Origin of the sequence: Burkholderia sp. Ac-20344 (assembly GCF_017104975.1) — a bacterium.
Classification (GTDB): domain Bacteria; phylum Pseudomonadota; class Gammaproteobacteria; order Burkholderiales; family Burkholderiaceae; genus Burkholderia.
In genome coordinates, this window is record NZ_JAAGPP010000097.1 from 18416 (window position 1) to 36006 (window position 17591).

The 17591-nt window shown below is 65.6% G+C and carries 16 protein-coding genes; 12 read left to right on the top strand and 4 right to left on the bottom strand.

Annotated elements, in window-relative coordinates; genetic code table 11:
- Positions 1 to 23: 23 nt before the first annotated feature.
- Both G3N64_RS25925 and G3N64_RS25930 read right to left on the bottom strand, forming a co-directional pair.
- Complete coding sequence (locus G3N64_RS25925; protein WP_346778839.1) at positions 24 to 452, bottom strand: ectoine synthase; 429 nt, start codon at positions 450 to 452, stop codon at positions 24 to 26.
- Positions 453 to 1188: 736 nt separating this feature from the next.
- Positions 1189 to 1461, bottom strand: a complete 273-nt coding sequence (locus G3N64_RS25930) for a hypothetical protein (RefSeq protein WP_205786458.1) — start codon at positions 1459 to 1461, stop codon at positions 1189 to 1191.
- A gap of 720 nt (positions 1462 to 2181) precedes the next feature.
- Here G3N64_RS25930 and G3N64_RS25935 point away from each other — a divergent pair.
- The 5 genes from G3N64_RS25935 to G3N64_RS25950 all read left to right on the top strand — a co-directional run bounded on the left by G3N64_RS25935 (position 2182) and on the right by G3N64_RS25950 (position 6111).
- Positions 2182 to 2562 carry a hypothetical protein gene (locus G3N64_RS25935; protein WP_241021213.1) on the top strand — a complete coding sequence of 127 codons (381 nt, stop codon included), beginning with the start codon at positions 2182 to 2184 and terminating at the stop codon, positions 2560 to 2562.
- Between the two features lie 41 nt (positions 2563 to 2603).
- Positions 2604 to 2753 carry a hypothetical protein gene (locus G3N64_RS39915; RefSeq protein WP_241021214.1) on the top strand — a complete coding sequence of 50 codons (150 nt, stop codon included), beginning with the start codon at positions 2604 to 2606 and terminating at the stop codon, positions 2751 to 2753.
- A 267-nt stretch (positions 2754 to 3020) separates the two neighbouring features.
- Entirely contained in the window at positions 3021 to 4370 is a 1350-nt protein-coding gene (locus G3N64_RS25940) for a reverse transcriptase family protein (RefSeq protein ID WP_205786459.1), read from the top strand.
- A gap of 326 nt (positions 4371 to 4696) precedes the next feature.
- The gene (locus G3N64_RS25945) at positions 4697 to 5026 is read left to right on the top strand and encodes an H-NS histone family protein (RefSeq protein ID WP_069258692.1); all 330 of its coding nucleotides are present in this window, start codon (positions 4697 to 4699) and stop codon (positions 5024 to 5026) included.
- Positions 5027 to 5559: 533 nt separating this feature from the next.
- Positions 5560 to 6111, top strand: a complete 552-nt coding sequence (locus tag G3N64_RS25950) for a DNA-binding protein (RefSeq protein ID WP_241021215.1) — start codon at positions 5560 to 5562, stop codon at positions 6109 to 6111.
- A 489-nt stretch (positions 6112 to 6600) separates the two neighbouring features.
- On the opposite strand, the gene G3N64_RS25955 is transcribed toward G3N64_RS25950, so the two are convergent.
- Both G3N64_RS25955 and G3N64_RS25960 read right to left on the bottom strand, forming a co-directional pair.
- Positions 6601 to 7566, bottom strand: a complete 966-nt coding sequence (locus tag G3N64_RS25955; RefSeq protein ID WP_205786461.1) for a response regulator transcription factor — start codon at positions 7564 to 7566, stop codon at positions 6601 to 6603.
- Positions 7559 to 10987 (bottom strand): ATP-binding protein, encoded by a 3429-nt coding sequence (locus G3N64_RS25960; protein WP_241021216.1) that lies wholly within the window; start codon positions 10985 to 10987, stop codon positions 7559 to 7561. The genes G3N64_RS25955 and G3N64_RS25960 overlap by 8 nt, the downstream gene beginning before the upstream one ends.
- Before the next feature lie 191 nt (positions 10988 to 11178).
- Here G3N64_RS25960 and urtA point away from each other — a divergent pair, with 191 nt between their 5' ends.
- The 7 genes from urtA to G3N64_RS25995 form a co-directional block, all read left to right on the top strand.
- Positions 11179 to 12444 (top strand): urea ABC transporter substrate-binding protein, encoded by a 1266-nt coding sequence (urtA, locus tag G3N64_RS25965; protein ID WP_205786462.1) that lies wholly within the window; start codon positions 11179 to 11181, stop codon positions 12442 to 12444.
- Positions 12445 to 12490: 46 nt separating this feature from the next.
- Positions 12491 to 13408, top strand: a complete 918-nt coding sequence (gene urtB / locus G3N64_RS25970) for an urea ABC transporter permease subunit UrtB (RefSeq protein WP_205786463.1) — start codon at positions 12491 to 12493, stop codon at positions 13406 to 13408.
- 40 nt (positions 13409 to 13448) lie between these two features.
- Positions 13449 to 14627 (top strand): urea ABC transporter permease subunit UrtC, encoded by a 1179-nt coding sequence (gene urtC / locus G3N64_RS25975; protein WP_205786464.1) that lies wholly within the window; start codon positions 13449 to 13451, stop codon positions 14625 to 14627.
- Positions 14624 to 15367, top strand: a complete 744-nt coding sequence (gene urtD, locus G3N64_RS25980) for an urea ABC transporter ATP-binding protein UrtD (RefSeq protein WP_205786465.1) — start codon at positions 14624 to 14626, stop codon at positions 15365 to 15367. Before urtC ends, urtD begins: the two co-directional genes overlap by 4 nt.
- Positions 15368 to 15378: 11 nt before the next feature.
- The gene (gene urtE / locus G3N64_RS25985) at positions 15379 to 16068 is read left to right on the top strand and encodes an urea ABC transporter ATP-binding subunit UrtE (protein WP_205786466.1); all 690 of its coding nucleotides are present in this window, start codon (positions 15379 to 15381) and stop codon (positions 16066 to 16068) included.
- A gap of 56 nt (positions 16069 to 16124) precedes the next feature.
- Positions 16125 to 17357, top strand: coding sequence for a formamidase (gene fmdA, locus G3N64_RS25990; RefSeq protein ID WP_205786467.1), 1233 nt, complete (start codon positions 16125 to 16127; stop codon positions 17355 to 17357).
- Between the two features lie 34 nt (positions 17358 to 17391).
- Positions 17392 to 17591: zinc ribbon domain-containing protein (locus tag G3N64_RS25995; RefSeq protein WP_205786468.1), on the top strand; the 200-nt coding region annotated here is incomplete at its 3' end.

A 17591-nucleotide genomic window follows, 5' to 3' on the forward strand; every position in this document is an offset into this window, starting at 1 on the left:
GGAAAGCGCCAGCTCGCCGACTTTCAGTATGCCGATCCCGACGAACCGTCGAGCTTGTGCCGCGCGGTGCCTCGCAATGCTGGATTGAATACGCCGACGAGTATGAGATCGGTATCCTTGCCGCCTCTCACATAGTGCAGATCGTGCCGGTCGAGCGCATACATATCGCCGGGATCGATAGGGTCGATGTTTCCGTTTGCATCTTCCACTTCACCGTAACCCGCATTGCAATAGCAAGCCTCGAGGTGGTTTCGGTATTGCAGTAGCGATTCGGTGCCGGTTCGCACCACGGTATGGCAGATCGTGTAACCAGCGCCGTCGCGTTCGGTCAGGAGGCGATGGCTCGTTCCTGCTCCCCATTCGACGAAGTACTCCGTTTTCTCGACGTCCGACAGACTGCGCACAAACATGATCATTCCATTTTCACGACGTGTTGGAAAAGCGACATGCACGCAACGATCCACCGGTCCGACTGTAGTCGGACGGCCCTGATTTGTAGTTTTAGCACATCTCTCGCTAAACATTGAATGTGAGGCGAGTTCATATGTAGTATAAATACGAGCTGATGCGCAGATCAACAAAATTTGCGGAAAATTCCCAGATATTCGTTACGTTGAAGCAGGGTGATCGGGTAGTTTGACTGCCTGTCGACGGAAGATGAGCAATCAGTGGAAAGAGCGAATTTGTAGATTTTCTACATATAATGGGTGAGCTTTCAATCCCACACCTTGGCTTCCTGGCGCTCTGGTTAAGCCCGTGACTTTGTCTCCAAACCTCTCGGTGCTAGGGACGCGAATATTTGCCGACGTGCTGTTTTCATCCTGGCTTTGGGGGGGATGCCCCTATGTCTTTCGTCAAGCGATGCAGCATCTCGGCGCGAACGTTACGATGACGCGGCCCGGGGCGACTGCTGGATCGCGGATTGAGCACGATAGCCGTCGCGATTCGGTTCGGTGTTGGCCGTGCCGACGCAGGATGTGGTCGGGATGACAAATGCCCGGCAACGTTTGACTCGTAGCGGTAAGCACGGCTGCTCCATTGGTACCGGAACGGCAGGGGGCGGGCAGCGGGCATGAAGGCGCCATGTTGCGCAGTGTCGGCACCGCAGCCCGCGATGGCGCTGGATTCAGAATGTCAATCCAGCGCCGGGCTCCACGTATTGAAAATCGTCGAGCGTTTCAAGATTGATTAGCGAATGGCAAAGCGGGTCGCCGGCGAGCCATTCGCGCAATTATTGCCATAGATAAAAAGATTCCTGTTTTCCGAGTATGCCTGGTAAATAATCGAATAAACTTCCTTGGCACCGAACGAGTAGGTGCCGTCGCTAATGGTCACCAGCAGGTTGCCGGTGGTGTCGGTTTCGATCTTGTCGATCTTGCCGGCTTTGCAAAGCGCCTGGGCGGACGCGCACGTGGAGGCGAGCATCAGTGCCGAAAACAGCATGGTTGCAATCTTTTTCATGACTTTCCTTTGGAAATGAATGAAATAATATGATTTGACGACGTCGGTCACGTCCGGAAAGGCATGTCTGTCTTTCTGGATTGCTGATTTACAAGTGTCTGGAAATCAACGGTGACCTGATGCGATGGAAACTTTGCGACAAAGCACGAATGCAATGATTCGTGCTGCGCCTCCGTTATCTCGTTGATTTTTGACTCGCGGTGTTGCGGCGCACAACACAGACTATTTATTTGGGTTTGAGAGTGCCAATCGAATTAATTTATCGTTAGCCAAATTCGATAATTTTTCGTTTGAATGTAATTTCATTGAATTCTGCGTGTGGTTGTTTTTGTTTTTTGATTGTTTCGATATTCAGATAATCGGCGATGAATATTGATTCGATGGTTGATGGCGTGGCGAGCGTGTTGGACGAAGCGTATTGGCGTTCGTGGGCCTCCAGCGTTTGAGAGCGGGATGAATCCGTGGACGGGAAACCGGGCGGGTGCTTGCCCGAAACTTGGGCAAGTGGTTCGTCCGGTGCGCGAGCTGCGCAGCGCGAATCCCGAGATGTCGGGAACGGCCGAGTCGACCCGTGCCGGCACGGAAAGGCGCTACACTGCGCGAGTTCTCGAACATACCGGGAGCGTCAGGACACCGGGCCCGCGTATTGCAAACACGCGACGATGTATTTGCCCGCCCCCTGACTCATTCGAACAAATCACGAGAGAAAGAAGCGGACCCATGCTGACACGTCTTCGTATCGGACTCGACCGCGCGCGCGACCTGCGCGAAGCGGGACAACTGTCTCCCGTCCTGCCGCGCCCGCAGCCGAGCGAACTGGTCGACCTGAGCGCGAAGCGCGCGATGTGGCGGGTTGCCGTGCCGGGCCAGGCCGACTGCTACATGGCGGCGACGCCCGCCGAAACGGAGCGCTTCGTTGTGCATCTCGACGCTCAGACTTTCTACGGCCTGTGGCTCGGCACGCGCCCGAGATTTCCGCAACTGAACTCGCAGGACTGCGTACCGCGCCGCGTCATGCCGCTCGACAGCAAGTACGCGTCGGCCGCCGCCGCGTTCCGGGCCGGCCGCCTCGAACCGGTGGCGCTGCCGCCGGTCGGCTAAGGCTCGAGGGAAGCGGGTATGCAGTCGCGATGAGCAACGGCATGACGCGCACCTTCTGGCTGCTCGCCAACCGCGTGCGGTCGTTTCCGGTCAGCGTCGACAACGCGACCTGGGCGACGATGCTGAACAACATGGCCGGTGTCGGCGTCGCGCCGATCGCGCACCGCGAACTGTTTTCCCGGTACGCGTAGGTCGCGCATCGCGATCCGGCGCGCCGCGCGGCGGCACCGGATCGCCACCAGGTTTGACACGCCGCGTTCGCGGCCATTAAAGTCGCATCGCGGGCCGGTGGGTCAAGCACACGCCCGGAACAGGCAGCCGATGTTCCAGGACTACGGGGCTACCCCGTGGATCAGATCGACACCCCGATGCGTCGCAAGGAGCACCGTTGCGCGTTGCGCAACACCACTCCTCGCAGCACCAGTCACGTTGACTCATCGTCCCGCCCATCGATTCCCATGCACGGCTCCCTGTTCGATACCACCCGCACGATTGCCGAAGCGATGCTGGCCGGCGCGCCCGAACGCGCCGGCGTCCTGTCCCGGATGGCAGCCGTGCTCGGCGGCGCGCCGCCGTGGACTCACGACGTCGCGGATGCCGCGCTCGCACGCTTCGGTGCGCGCTGGGCCGACGTCGACATCGATGCGCTTGCGGCGGACCTCGCCGATGCGCCCGCTTTCGTGCTCGCCTGGTACGGCAGCGATCGGCCCGCCGCGATCCGCGTCGTGCGGCGGCCGCCGGTCCAGCGGCCATTGCCGGCGCCGCTCGCGGGCTGCGACGTGCCGCAATGGGCGACGCCCGGCGAGCTTGCCGGCTGGCTCGGCGTGAGCGCGCCGGAACTCGACTGGTTGTCCGACCACTGGCGCGTCGACGCGCGCAGCAGCGCCACGCCGCTGCATCACTACACGTACGTGGCGCACGACAAGCGCAGCGGCGGGTCCCGCCTGGTCGAGATTCCGAAGGGCCGGTTGCGCGAAGTACAGCGCCGCATCGTGCGCGGGCTGCTCGATCGCATCGCGCCGCACGGTGCGGCACACGGTTTTCGCAAGGGGCACGGGATCGTGTCGTTCGCGGCGCCGCATGCGGATCGCGCTGTCGTCGTCCGTTTCGATCTCGCGGATTTCTTCGTATCGGTACGCGCCGCGCGCGTTCACGCGCTGTTCGTCACGCTCGGGTATCCGGCCGAAGTCGCGCGCACGCTCACCGGGCTGTGCACCAACCGCGTACCGTCCGCGCGGCTGCTCGCGCCGGACCTGCGCGACCGGTTCGACTGGATCGGCCGCCAGCGCTATCGTGAGCGGCATCTGCCGCAGGGGGCGCCGACGTCGCCGGCGCTGGCGAACCTGAGCGCGTTCCGGTTCGACATGCGGCTCGCGGCGCTCGCGCGTTCGCTCGGTGCCACCTACACGCGCTATGCCGACGATCTCGCATTTTCCGGCGGCGGCGCGCTGGCACGCGACGTCGCGCGGCTGCAGGTCCGGGTCGCCGCGATCGCGCTCGAGGAAGGCTTTGCGCTGCAACTGCGCAAGACGCGCGTGATGTGGCGCGGCATGCGCCAGCAACTGGCCGGCGTGGTCGTCAATCGTCATCCGAACCTGGCGCGCGACGAGTTCGATCTCCTGAAGGCCATCCTGACCAACTGCATCCGGAGCGGGCCGGCGTCGCAGAATCGCGATGCGCATCCGGATTTCCGCGCGCATCTCGCCGGGCGGGTCGCGCATGCGGCTGCGCTGAACCCTGCGCGCGGCGCAAAGCTGCGTGAGCTGTTCGAGCGGATCGCGTGGGAAGCCCGCGACGTCGGCCTGTAAACGGACGGTTCTGCACCGACGCCGGCCGACGACTTCTGCAACACGACGCCGAGCACTGCTATTATTCGCGCCATGCCGCGCCAGTGCCAGGTGCGGCGCTTACTTGCCGCAGCCGTTCGCCGTGCCTTCGTGCGCGGCGGGCTGCGCGTTGCCGGCCAGCTCCTGCCTGTCATTGATTGACGCGCGACGTCGTTTAGTGCGTATCGCGCAAGCCATGCCGGCTCAGGCAAACGATTCATACACTTGACAGCCCCCATCGGCGGAACTTCGTGGTAGGTTCCGCCATCGGAGCTTTTTGCGAAAACATGCCCAAAGAGGATGAATACATGACCCAGGCCCTGCAGGAACTCGAAGCACAACTTCGGGACCTGAACATCAAGCTGTCGGATGCAAAGCAGAAGGAGAAGCAGGCCGCGCTCGCGGCATTCAAGGAACAGGTCGAGCTTTTGGGAATTTCGCAGCAGGAAGTGCTGAGCGCGCTCGGCTATATCGTCCAGCGAAAACGCAAGGCACCTGCCAAGTACTACGATCCGACGACCGGCCGCTCATGGTCGGGCCGCGGCCCGCGGCCGAAATGGCTCGAAGGCAAGGATCTCGACACGCTCGTCGTCGACCGCGAGGCCAAGACCTGGTGGCCCGGAGACGACCAGGGCTGAAGCCGGCCGTGCCGCCGGGCCACCCGGCGCCGTCCGGTTCGCACCGGCGGGCCGGTCGGCAACACGCCGCCCGCATGCTGTCTTTCATCCGGTGTCCGGCCTGACCGCGACATCGCCGGCTTCGCCGCCGACACCGGATCGCCGGTTTTCCCTCCCGTTCATTGCGCAGATTCCCGCTCGCCGTCCCGCAAGCGGGCGCTGACGCACGCGCGGGCCATCGCCACCGGCCTGCCTGCCGGCCCGTTGCTCGCGGGCACAAGCCTTAGAATGTCGCCGGACAATCGCGGCAGGACCCCATGGCAGCAAACCCCAAATCTTCGGCGCTCGACCGCCCGTCGGCCCCGCGCGTGGAGCAGGTCGGCGCGTACGCGTGGAAAGCGCTGGCAGGCCGGCGTGCTGCTCGCCGCACTGCTGACGCCATTCCTGCTGCTGCACATCGGCTGGCGCGGGATGTTCCTGGCCGGCGTGCTGCCCGCGCTGTTCGCATGAGCGCGGCGATCGCGCGCAATCCAACGACTTCACCGGAAACCACGATGCAACGGAAGAACAAGACGATCGGCGTGATGGGCTCGGGCAAGGAGCCGTGGCTCGCGTTTTCGGAGCCGCTCGGCGCATGGCTCGCGCAGGCCGGCTTCGACCTGCTGACGGGCGGCGGGCAGGGGGTGATGCTGGCGGTCGCGCGCGCGTTCGCCGGCGTGCCCGGGCGGGCCGGCCGGTCGATCGGCATCCTGCCGACGCAGGCCGATCCGATCGCGGGCTTCGTGCCGCTCGACGGCTATCCGCATCCGTTCGTCGACATCCCGATCCTCACGCCGCTGCCGCGCCGCGAGCCGGATGCGGCGCCGCATACGATCAACCGCAACTACGTGAACGTGCTGAGCAGCGACCTGATCGTCGCGCTGCCGGGCGGGCACGGCACGGCCGAGGAGATTGCGCTCGCGCAGCGCTGGCGCAAGCCGCTCGTTTGCTTCGGGCCGGACGGTGCGTTTCGCGAGCTTGCAGCAGAGGCCACGTGCACGTCGTCGCTCGATGGCGTGATCCGTTTCGTGGAAGACGCATTGTCGGCGGAGCAAGCGCTGCGATAGCGCATCGAATGGCGTCGACCGGTCGAACGCGGACAGGCAATAGCGGTATCCAGCGCGTATCGGATTGGCAGAGCGGGCCTCGAACGAGAGAACGCGTTCATCGGCGATGTGGCGCCATCGGACGTCCGGTGGTTGGCGGCGTCCCACGCTGTGCTACGCTGGGGCTGTATGCATTTGGGGGAAGTGCGATGCCCGCCTGTCAATTGTGCTGTGCTCTCGAGGGTCTACCATCCTCCGAGGCGAAACAGGATCGCCTTGCGCTCGCGGGTATTGGGGAGATCGCCGGCGTGCGAGCGATCGAGCACTATCATTGTCCGAGTTGTGGTAGCTCGGTATTCAGAATACTTGCCGGGGAGCCGACAGGGCGTATCTGGCACACGTCCGATCTCCAGAGGGGGCTGTAGCGCAAGCGCGCGCATTCACGCGATCGGCGGAGCCCGATGCGTATGCACTGTGATTGTGCGTGGACGAGCCACAGCGCCTGTCCGTTCATAAATGTCCAGTCTTCAGCGCAACGGCGGCGGCTGCGGCGCGTGTTTCCACGTTCAGCTTGTCAAACACGTGCTCGAGATGCTTGTTTACCGTGCGAGTCGCCATACCCAGTATGTCGCCGATATCGCGATTGGTCTTGCCGCGCGTGATCCACAGCAGCACCTCGGCTTCGCGCGTCGTCAGGCCGAAGCGTGCGGCGAGCGCCGACACGTGCGACGCGTCGTCGAATTCCTCGAGCAACATGACCCACTCGCCGCGTGCCGCGTGATCGAGCATGCGTGCGACGTGCCGTACGCTGCCGATCGTCAGTTCATACGTCGCACGTTTGTCCTGGCCGGCGTCGATCCATTGCACGAACCAGCCGTGCAGCCCGAGCGGCAACCGTGCCGCTGACGGCGCGGCATCGGGGGCGTCCGGATGCCGCGCCAGCCGTTCGAGCGCGAGGCGGCTGTGCCAGCGGATCGTGCCGTCGGCGGTGACGATCAGCGTGGCGCGCGCGTCGAGGCCCAGCATCACGTTGGCGTGCTGCTGGGCGCGGGAGCGCTGGACATGGGCGGCGATACGTGCGCAGACCTCGTCGGGCTTGACGGGCTTGGTCACGTAATCGATGCCGCCGACGCGAAACCCGCGCACGACATGTTCGCTGTCGGCGAGTGCGGTCATGAAGATCACCGGCAAATGCTGACGGGCCGCGTCGAGCTTCAGGCGCCGGCATGTCTCGAAGCCGTCCATGCCGGGCATGACCGCGTCCATCAGCACCGCGTCGGGCGTGAAACGCGCGAGGCGGTGCAGCGCCGATTCACCGTCGAGCGCGACGAGCACGGCATAGCCGGCGGCGTGAAGCGTATCGGACAGGAGTGCGAGGTTGTCCGGCGTATCGTCGACGATCAGCACGACCGGGCGATCGGGCGGCAGGTCGGGTGAAACGGGCTCATGGGGGCAGGCAGGAAGCAAGTCACGCATCGGAGTCGGCGGCATGGGGCGCGAGAAGGCGCGCAAGTTCGGTGAGCTGGAAGCGGGAGGCGAGCACGCGCATCGGTGCCAGGCGATCGGCGAGATCGGGCTGCGAAGCCTCCGCGGCATCGAGTTGTTCCAGGAAACCCTGCACGTATCCCATGTCGAGCAGCGTACGCAGCTTGCCGGCCAGCGCGGCGGGCAGGCGTGCGTCGCACGGACGCGCGGCGGCGGCAGGCGGCGGGTCGGGCGGCGTGGCGGGCGAAGCGATCCATTCGAGCCGCAACAGCGACGCGAGCTTGTCCAGCAGCCGCGTGACCTGCAGCGGCTTCGCCAGGTAATCGTCGCAACCGATCGCGGCGGCGCGATCGCGGTCGTCGGCGAACGCATTGGCCGACAGCAGCAGGATCGGCGCGGACGAAAGCCCGTTCGAGCGAATCAGGCTGCTCGTCTCGTAGCCGTCCATGGCCGGCATCGAGATGTCCATCACGATGGCGTCGGCGGCGTGCATGCCGAGCCAGCGCAGCGCATCGGGCCCGCTCTCCGCCTCGGCGGTGTCGAAGCCGAGCGGCGCGAGCACCTGCACGACGATCGCGCGCTGGTCCGCCAGGTCGTCGACGACGAGAATCATGCGACGCGGCCCCTCGTATCCCCGGATCGTCGACAGCGCGGCGCGCGGCGCGACGGGCGCCATCACCTCGGGCGCGAACAGCTTGGCGACGAAGCGTGTCCCGCGCCCGGGCTGGCTGTCGACCTCGAGGCTGCCGCCCATCGCGTGCGTCAGCAGCCGGCAGATCGTCAGCCCCAGCCCTGCGCCGTCGTCGTGCGCGTGCGCCGATGCGCCGCGTTCGAACGGCAGAAAGATGCGTTCCAGCTCGTCGGGCACGATCCCCGGGCCGGTATCGACGACTTCGAACGTAATGGTGTCCCATGCATGGCCGATACGCAGTGTGACGACACCTTCCGACGTGAAGCGGATCGCATTGCCGACGAGATTGATCAGAATCTGCCGCATGCATTTCTCGTCGACGCGCACCGTCTGCGGCAGCCGGCCCGGCGCCTGGACATCGAATCGCAGCGCCTTGTCGTCCGCCTGCGGGCGCAGCATCGACGTCAGATGGGCGATGAAGTCCGGCAGCGATATTTCGCTCGGGTTCAGGCGTAGTTTTCCGGCCTCGATGCGCGCGACGTCGAGCAGGCCGTCGACGAGCGTCAGCAGATGCTCGCCGCTGCGATGGATCGTGCGGATCGCGTCGCGCCGCGCGGCGGGAAACTCGTCTTGCGCGCGCAGCAGCAATTGCGCGTAGCCGAGGATGCTGTTGAGCGGCGTGCGCAGTTCGTGGCTCAGGCCCGTCACATAGCGGCTCTTCGCACGATTGGCCGACTCGGCGGCGGCCGTCGCCTGCTTGAGCGCGGCATCGGTCTTCTGATGCGCGTCGATCTCGTGCATCAGCAGCTCGGTCTGGCGGCGCGACTCCTCCTGCGTGACGCGCCGGTTCTCGTGCGCGAGCACGAGCCACCACGCGGCGATGCATCCGATCAGCGCGAGCGCGAAGAATACCTTCACGTAGCTGCGCCACAGCGCGTCGTACGCCGGTTGCCCGGCTTCCGCGAGCGACAGCGCGCTCTGCGACCACACCGCGTACAGCACGCCGCCCAGCAGCGCGACGATCGCGAGCACGAGGCTCGCGTAATGCAGCAGCCGGAACGTGGCCGGCACCGCCGCGATGCGCGGGAACGCGCGCTTCAGCGCGGCGCCGAACTGCGTACCGAAACGCGCGTGCGGCTTGCAGCTGTCGTTGCAGCGCGAGTCGAGCGAGCAGCACAGCGAGCAGATCGCACCGCCATAGGCGGGACAATGCGCCATGTCGTCGGGTTCGAACGCGTTCTCGCAGATCACGCAGCGCTGCGTCGCGCCGTCGCCGTGCGATGCCGAACCGCGCGCGAGGTAGTAGCGGCCGCGCGTCGCGGCGGCGATCAGCGGCGCGCACACGAACGCCGTGCCGAACGCGATGAACGACGACAGCGCCTGTGCGAGTGCGCCGAACACGCCGGTGTGCGCAAGCGCCGCCGCGACCGTCGCGATCAGCATCGCACCGACACCGACCGGATTCACGTCGTACAGGTGCGCACGCTTGAATTCGATGTGCCGCGGGCTGTAGCCGAGCGGCTTGTTGACGACCAGATCGGCGACGAGCGCGCCGACCCATGCGATCGCGACGTTCGCGTAGATCGCGAGCACCTTGTCGATCGCCTCGAATACGCCCATCTCGACGAGCAGCAACGCGATCAGCACGTTGAACACCAGCCACACGACCCGGCCCGGATGGCTGTGCGTGACGCGCGCGAAAAAGTTCGACCACGCGAGCGAGCCGGCATAAGCATTCGTCACGTTGATCTTCAACTGGGAGACGACGACGAACAACACCATCGCGGGGAGTGCCCAGCCGGCCATCCCGAGCGGATCGAACAGCCGGTGATACGCGACGAGGTACATCTGCGTGGGCTGGGTCGCGTGGCGCAGGTCGATCTCGTGCTGGAGCGCCGCGAACGCGAGGAACGCGCCGCCGAGCATCTTCAGCGCGCCGGGAACGATCCAGCCGGGGCCCGCCGTCATCAGCGCGAGCCACCATTTCACACGGTTCTCGCGCGTCTTCGGCGGCAGGAAGCGCAGGTAGTCGACCTGTTCGCCGATCTGCACGATCAGCGAGAAGGCAACCGTGCACGCGGCGCCGAACGCGAGCAGGTTGAACTCGCGGCCGTGCTCGGCGAGCCCGCCGAAACTGGTCCACTGGCGCAGCAGCTGCGGATCGCGCCACAGCACGGCCACGTACGGTGCGACGAACAGGACGATCCACAGCGGCTGCGTATAGCTCTGCAGCCGGTTGATCAGCGTGACGCCGAACATCACGATCGGGATCACGACGAGCGAGCTGATCACGTAGGCGACGCTGAGCGAGATCGGGAAATACAGCTCGAGCGCGAGCGACATGATGGCCGCCTCGAGCGCGAAGAAGATGAACGTGAAGCTCGCATACAGCAGCGACGTCAGGGTCGAGCCGATGTAGCCGAAGCCGGCGCCGCGCGTCAGCAGGTCCATGTCGACGCCCGCACGCGCCGCGTGATAGCTGATCGGCAGGCCGGTCAGGAAGATCAGCACCGAGACCGCGACGATCGCCCAGACCGCGTTCGCGAATCCGTAATCGACGACGAGCGCGCCGCCGATGGCCTCGAGTACGAGGAACGATACCGCGCCGATCGCCGTGTTCGCGACGCGAAATTCCGACCAGCGCCGGAACGAGCGCGGCGTGAAACGCAATGCGTAGTCCTCGAGCGTTTCGTCGCCGACCCATGCGTTGTAGTCGCGACGGATCTTGACGATTCGCTGCGTGCCGGGCTGCGCGGGTGGGATTGGGTGCATCGTGGCCATGCGGGCGATCCAGATTGGTGCATCGGTCCAGTGACCGGTCCATCGATGCAAATTACATTCCACCCCATCGCGCACCGGAATACGTCAATTGACGTATTCCGGCCGGCAATTTGGCTTCCTACCTTTCGTTCCGACGCCGGCCCGATGACCGGCCGAACCAGCAGACCACACGTTCCAACAGGGAGAATGCGATGTCTCGGGATGAACGCTACAAGGATGGCGCACCTTCGCCGCAACGCCGCCGGTTGATCGGCGGCCTGGCCGCCGCACCGTTGCTCGCGCTCGGCGCGCCACGCGTGTCGTTCGCGCAACTGCCGACCGCGAAGGTCAATACGACCGGGCTTGCCGTGACCGATTCCACCGTGACGGTCGGCCAGCTGCATTCGGCGACCGGCACGATGGCGATCTCGGAGACGGGCTCGATCCAGGCCGAACGACTCGCGATCGAGCAGATCAACGCGGCGGGCGGCGTGCTCGGCCGCCAGATCCGGATCATCCAGGAGGACGGCGCGTCGGACTGGCCGACCTTCGCCGAGAAGTCGAAGAAGCTGCTGGAGAACGATCACGTCGCGGCCGTGTTCGGCTGCTGGACGTCCGCGTCTCGCAAGGCCGTGCTGCCGATCTTCGAGCGCGACAACGGGTTGCTCTACTACCCGACCTTCTACGAAGGGCTCGAACAGTCGAAGAACGTGTTCTACACCGGCCAGGAGGCGACGCAGCAGATCCTGTGGGGGCTCAACTGGGCCGCGCAGACGAAGAAGGCGAAATCGTTCTTCCTGATCGGCTCCGACTACATCTGGCCGCGCACGTCGAACAAGATCGCGCGCCGTCACATCGAGCAGCACCTGAACCTGAAGGTGGCCGGCGAGGAGTATTACCCGCTCGGCACCACCAACTTCAATTCGCTGATCAACAAGATCAAGATCGCGCGGCCCGACTGCATTTTCGCGACGGTCGTCGGCGGCTCGAACGTCGCGTTCTACAAGCAGCTGAAGGCCGCCGGCATCACCGCGGACAAGCAGTTCCTGCTGACGCTGTCGGTCACGGAGGACGAGCTGCTCGGTATCGGCGGCGAGAATTTCGCGGGCTTCTATTCGTCGATGAAGTACTTCCAGTCGCTCGACAACGACAACAACCGGAAATTCGTCGCCGCGTTCAAGGCGAAATACGGGCCGAAGGCCGTGATCGGCGACGTCACGCAGGCCGCGTATCTGGGCCCGTGGCTGTGGAAGGCCGCGTGCGAGCGCGCGGGCAGCTTCGACGTCGACAAGGTCGTCGCGGCGTCGGCCGGCATCGAGCTGAAGACGGCGCCGGAGGGCTACGTGAAGATCCACGCGAATCACCATCTGTGGAGCCGCGCGCGGATCGGCCAGGGGCAGGCCGACGGCCAGTTCAAGGTGGTGGCGCAGTCGACGGACCTGATCGAGCCGAACCCGTTCCCGAAGGGCTACCAGTAACGCTTGCATGGCGCCGGCCGTGCGGCCGGCGCCGGGGAGAACTCCGATGTCCGCATCCGACATGCTCAATATCGCCCTGATGCAGGGATTCGCCGGGCTGAGCCTCTTCAGCGTGCTGCTGCTGATGGGGCTCGGGCTCGCGGTGATCTTCGGGCAGATGGGCGTCATCAACATGGCGCATGGCGAATTCATGACGATCGGCGCTTACACCGTCTATCTGTTCTCGCAACTCGCCGACAACGTATGGCACGCGTTCACGCCGGTGTATTTCCTGTTTGCGATCGCGGCCGCTTTCGTGCTCGCGTTCGCCGCCGGGTGGCTGGCCGAATGGGCGCTGATCCGCCATCTGTACCGTCGCCCGCTCGACACACTGCTCGCCACCTGGGGGCTGAGCCTCGGGATGCAGCAGGTGTTCCGCTCGACGTTCGGGCCGAAGGAAGTCAGCCCGACGTTGCCGGACTGGCTGATGGGCTCGTGGTCGCCGCACCCGGGCCTCGACATCCCGATCAACGGGCTGTTCGTGATGAGCCTCGCGCTGCTGATGACGCTGGGCCTGCTCGTCGCGCTGTACCGCTCGCGCTGGGGGCTGCGGGTGCGTGCGACGGTCGCGAACCGGCCGATGGCGGGTGCCGCCGGCATCAACACGCGGCGCACGGACCGGATGACGTTCGCGATCGGCTGCGGGATCGCCGGCGTCGCCGGCGCGGCGTTCACCGCGATCGGCTCGACCGGGCCGACGAGCGGGTCGCTGTACATCGTCGATTCGTTCCTCGTCGTCACGTTCGGCGGCGCGGCGAGCCTGCTCGGCACCGTCGCGTCCGCGTTCGGCATCGCGCAGATGCAGTCGATCAGCGAGTTCTTCATGACGGGATCGAGCGCGCGCGTGCTCACGCTGCTCGCGATCGTCGTCGTGCTGATGCTGCGGCCGCAGGGGCTGTTCGCATCGAAGGTGCGTCGTGCGTGACGCACGCATGCCGTCCTTTCACTCACTCGGAGAACCGGATATGGAACCGTTGAATTCCATCGCGGGCGGCGCGTCGGCGCGGCCGGGCGCACCGGCGCCGCTGCAGGGCTGGCGCGCGTTCGCGCTGCGGCTCGACGCGTCGGGCTACGGCGGCATCGTGTTGCTCGCGGTGTTGCTCCTCGTCGTGCTGCCGCTGTCGCTCGACCTGTTTCGCCTGAACCTGATGGGCAAGTATCTGACCTATGGCTTCGTGGCCGCGGGACTCGTGATCGCGTGGGGCTACGGCGGCGTGCTGAGCCTCGGGCAAGGCGTGTTCTTCGGCCTCGGCGGCTACGCGATGGCGATGTTCCTGAAGCTGGAGGCGTCCGATCCCGTCAGCACGCGGATCCAGTCCACGCCGGGCATTCCGGATTTCATGGACTGGAACCAGCTCACGGCGCTGCCATTCTGGTGGAAGCCGTTCCATTCGCTGCCGTTCGCGATCGCCGCGGTGCTCGTCGTGCCGACCGCGCTCGCGTTCGTGATCGGCTACGCGATGTTCAAGCGGCGCGTCGGCGGCGTCTACTTCGCGATCATCACGCAGGCGGTCGCGCTGATCCTGTCGGTGCTGATCGTCGGGCAGCAGGGCTACACCGGCGGCGTGAACGGCGTCACCGACCTACGCACGCTGCTCGGCTGGGATATTCGCACCGATCACGCGAAGCTGGTGCTGTACTTCGTCAACGCGGCGTTGCTGCTCGCCGCGCTCGTCGGCTGCCGCTGGATCCAGCGCAGCAAGCTCGGCACGCTGCTGCTCGCGATGCGCGACAAGGAGGATCGCGTGCGTTTTTCCGGCTACGACGTGGCGATGTTCAAGGTGTTCGCGTTCTGCGTCGCCGCCTGCCTTGCCGCGATCGGCGGCGCGATGTTCACGCTGCAGGTCGGCTTCATGTCGCCGTCGTTCGTCGGGATCGTGCCGTCGATCGACATGGTGATCTATGCGGCGGTCGGCGGCCGGATGTCGCTCGTTGGCGCGGTGGTCGGCGCCATGCTCGTGAACCTCGGCAAGACCTGGTTCTCGGAGAGCTTCCCGAATCTGTGGCTGTACCTGATGGCCGCGATGTTCATCGGCGTCGTGATGGCGTTTCCGAACGGGCTCGCGGGACTGTACGAGCGCTACCTGCGGCCGCGCGTGGTGCGCGCGCTCGGCGCACGAACCGGGACGGAGCGTGAACGATGAGCAACACCGACTTTCTGCTGGCGGTCGAGGACCTGAGCGTGTCGTTCGACGGCTTCAAGGCGATCGATGCGCTGAACCTGTATGTCGAGCGCGGCGAGCTGCGCGTCGTGATCGGGCCGAACGGCGCCGGCAAGACGACGCTGCTCGACCTGATCTGCGGCAAGACGCGCGCCAGCGCGGGCAGCATCAAGTTCCACAACGAGGAGATGACGGGGCTGCCGGAGTTCCGCCGCGTGCGCAGGGGGATCGGCCGCAAGTTCCAGACGCCGTCGATCTACGAGAACCTGAGCGTCGGCCAGAACCTGGAAGTGTCGTATCCGCGCGGGCGCGGCGTCTTCGGCGCGCTGGCGTTCCGGCGCGACGCGGCCGTGAGCGACCGCGTGCTTGCAGTCGCCGACGAGATCGGGCTCGCGGCGGCGCTCGATCTCGAGGCCGGGCTGCTGTCTCACGGACAGAAGCAGTGGCTCGAGATCGGCATGCTGCTGATGCAGGACCCGGAACTGCTGATGCTCGACGAGCCGATCGCGGGGATGAGCGTGCGCGAGCGCGAGATCACGGCCGAGCTGCTGGAGCGCATCTGCCGCGACCGCTCGATGATCGTGATCGAGCACGACATGGCGTTCGTCGAGCGGATCGCGCACAAGGTGACGGTGATGCATCAGGGCCGGATTCTCGCGGAAGGGCCGATGGCGCAGGTGCAGGCCGACCCGCGCGTGATCGACGTGTATCTCGGACATTGACGGAGGGCGCGATGCTGGAAATCGACAACCTGTTCGTGAGCTATGGGCAGAGCGAAGTGTTGCACGGCGTGGGGTTTTCCGCCGCGCGCAACGAGACCGTCGCGATCATGGGGCGCAACGGCATGGGCAAGACGACGCTGTTCAAGGCGCTGGTCGGGATGCTGCCCGCGACGCGCGGCAGCATGCGCGTCGACGGCGTGGACGTGTCCGGCGACGAGAGCTGGCGGCGCGTCGCGAAGGGGATCGGCTATGTGCCGCAGGGGCGGCAGATCTTCTCGACGCTGACCGTCGAGGAGAACATCCGCACCGGGCTCGAGCATGCGGCGAGCCAGCGCGTGCCCGACGATATCTACGCGCTGTTCCCGGTGCTGTTCGACATGCGCAAGCGGCGCGGCGGCAACCTGTCCGGCGGCCAGCAGCAGCAACTCGCGATCGCGCGCGCGCTCGCGACGGACCCGAAGGTGCTGTTGCTCGACGAGCCGACCGAAGGCATCCAGCCGTCGGTCGTCAAGGACATCGCACGCGCACTGAACGAAATCCGCAAGGTGCGCGAGATTGCGATCGTCGTGTCCGAGCAGGTGCTGAGCTTCGCACTCGACGTCGCCGACCGCCTGTTCGTGATCGAAGGCGGGCGTTTCGTTCACGAGAGCACGCGCGATGCCGGCGACGCCGGCCGGATTCGCGAATACCTGTCCGTCTGACGGTGCGCCGCCGCGCCGGCTGCGACGATCGATTCATTCCACGAGGAGCATCCGACATGCCTGATACCCTGATCAAGGTCGACCTGAATCAATCCGCGTACGACAACGAGAACGTCCATAACCGCTGGCATCCCGACATCCCGATGGCGTGCTGGGTCGATCCCGGCGACGACTTCATTCTCGAAACCTACGACTGGACCGGCGGCTTCATCCAGAACAACGACAGCGCCGACGACGTGCGCGACATCGACCTGTCGATCGTGCACTTCCTGTCCGGGCCGGTCGGCGTGCGCGGCGCGGAGCCGGGCGACCTGCTCGTCGTCGACCTGCTCGACATCGGCGCGAAGTCGGAAAGCCCGTGGGGCTTCAACGGCTTCTTCTCGAAGCAGAACGGCGGCGGTTTCCTGACCGATCACTTCCCGCACGCGCAGAAGTCGATCTGGGATTTCCACGGCGTCTACACGCGCTCGCGGCACGTGCCGGGCGTGAACTTCGCCGGGCTGATCCACCCGGGCCTGATCGGCTGCCTGCCCGACCCGGCGATGCTCGACACGTGGAACGCGCGCGAGGCTGCGCTGATCGCGACGAACCCGGAGCGGGTGCCGCCGCTCGCGAATCCGCCGTTCGCGGCGACCGCGCATCTCGGCAAGCTGACGGGCGATGCGCGCGCACAGGCCGCCGCGACCGGCGCGCGCACGGTGCCGCCGCGCGAGCACGGCGGAAACTGCGACATCAAGGATCTGTCGCGCGGCTCGAAGGTGTATTTCCCGGTGTACGTGGACGGCGCGGGCCTGTCGGTCGGCGACCTGCATTTCAGCCAGGGCGACGGCGAGATCACGTTCTGCGGCGCGATCGAGATGGCAGGCTGGGTGCACATGCGCGTGTCGCTGATCAAGGGCGGGATGGCGAAGTACGGGATTCGCAATCCGATCTTCAAACCGAGCCCGATCACGCCGAACTACAACGACTACCTGATCTTCGAAGGCATCTCGGTCGACGAAGCGGGCACGCAGCATTACCTCGACGTGCATGTCGCGTACCGGCAGGCCTGCCTGAACGCGATCGAATACCTGACGAAGTTCGGCTACTCGCGTGCGCAGGCCTACGCGATTCTCGGCACCGCGCCGGTGCAGGGGCATATCAGCGGCGTCGTCGACGTGCCGAATGCGTGCGCGACGCTGTGGCTGCCGACGCAGATCTTCGAATTCGATATCCGTCCGAACGCGGAAGGCCCCGCGCGGCACATCCACGGCGACGTCGATTTGCCGTTGTCGCTCGACCGGGTCTGACGGCCGTTTCGCTCAACGCTCAGGAGATGACCCGATGCCGATCTACGATTTTCGATGCGAGACCTGCGGCCCGTTCGTTGCACTGCGTGCGATCGCGGAACGTGACGCACCTTGCGCCTGCCCGGCGTGCGGCGTGCAGGCGGCACGCCAGCTCGTTGCGCCGGCGCTTGCGTTGATGCCGGGCGCCCGGCGGGCCGCGCACGCGACAAACGAGCGCGCCGCGCATGCCCCGCG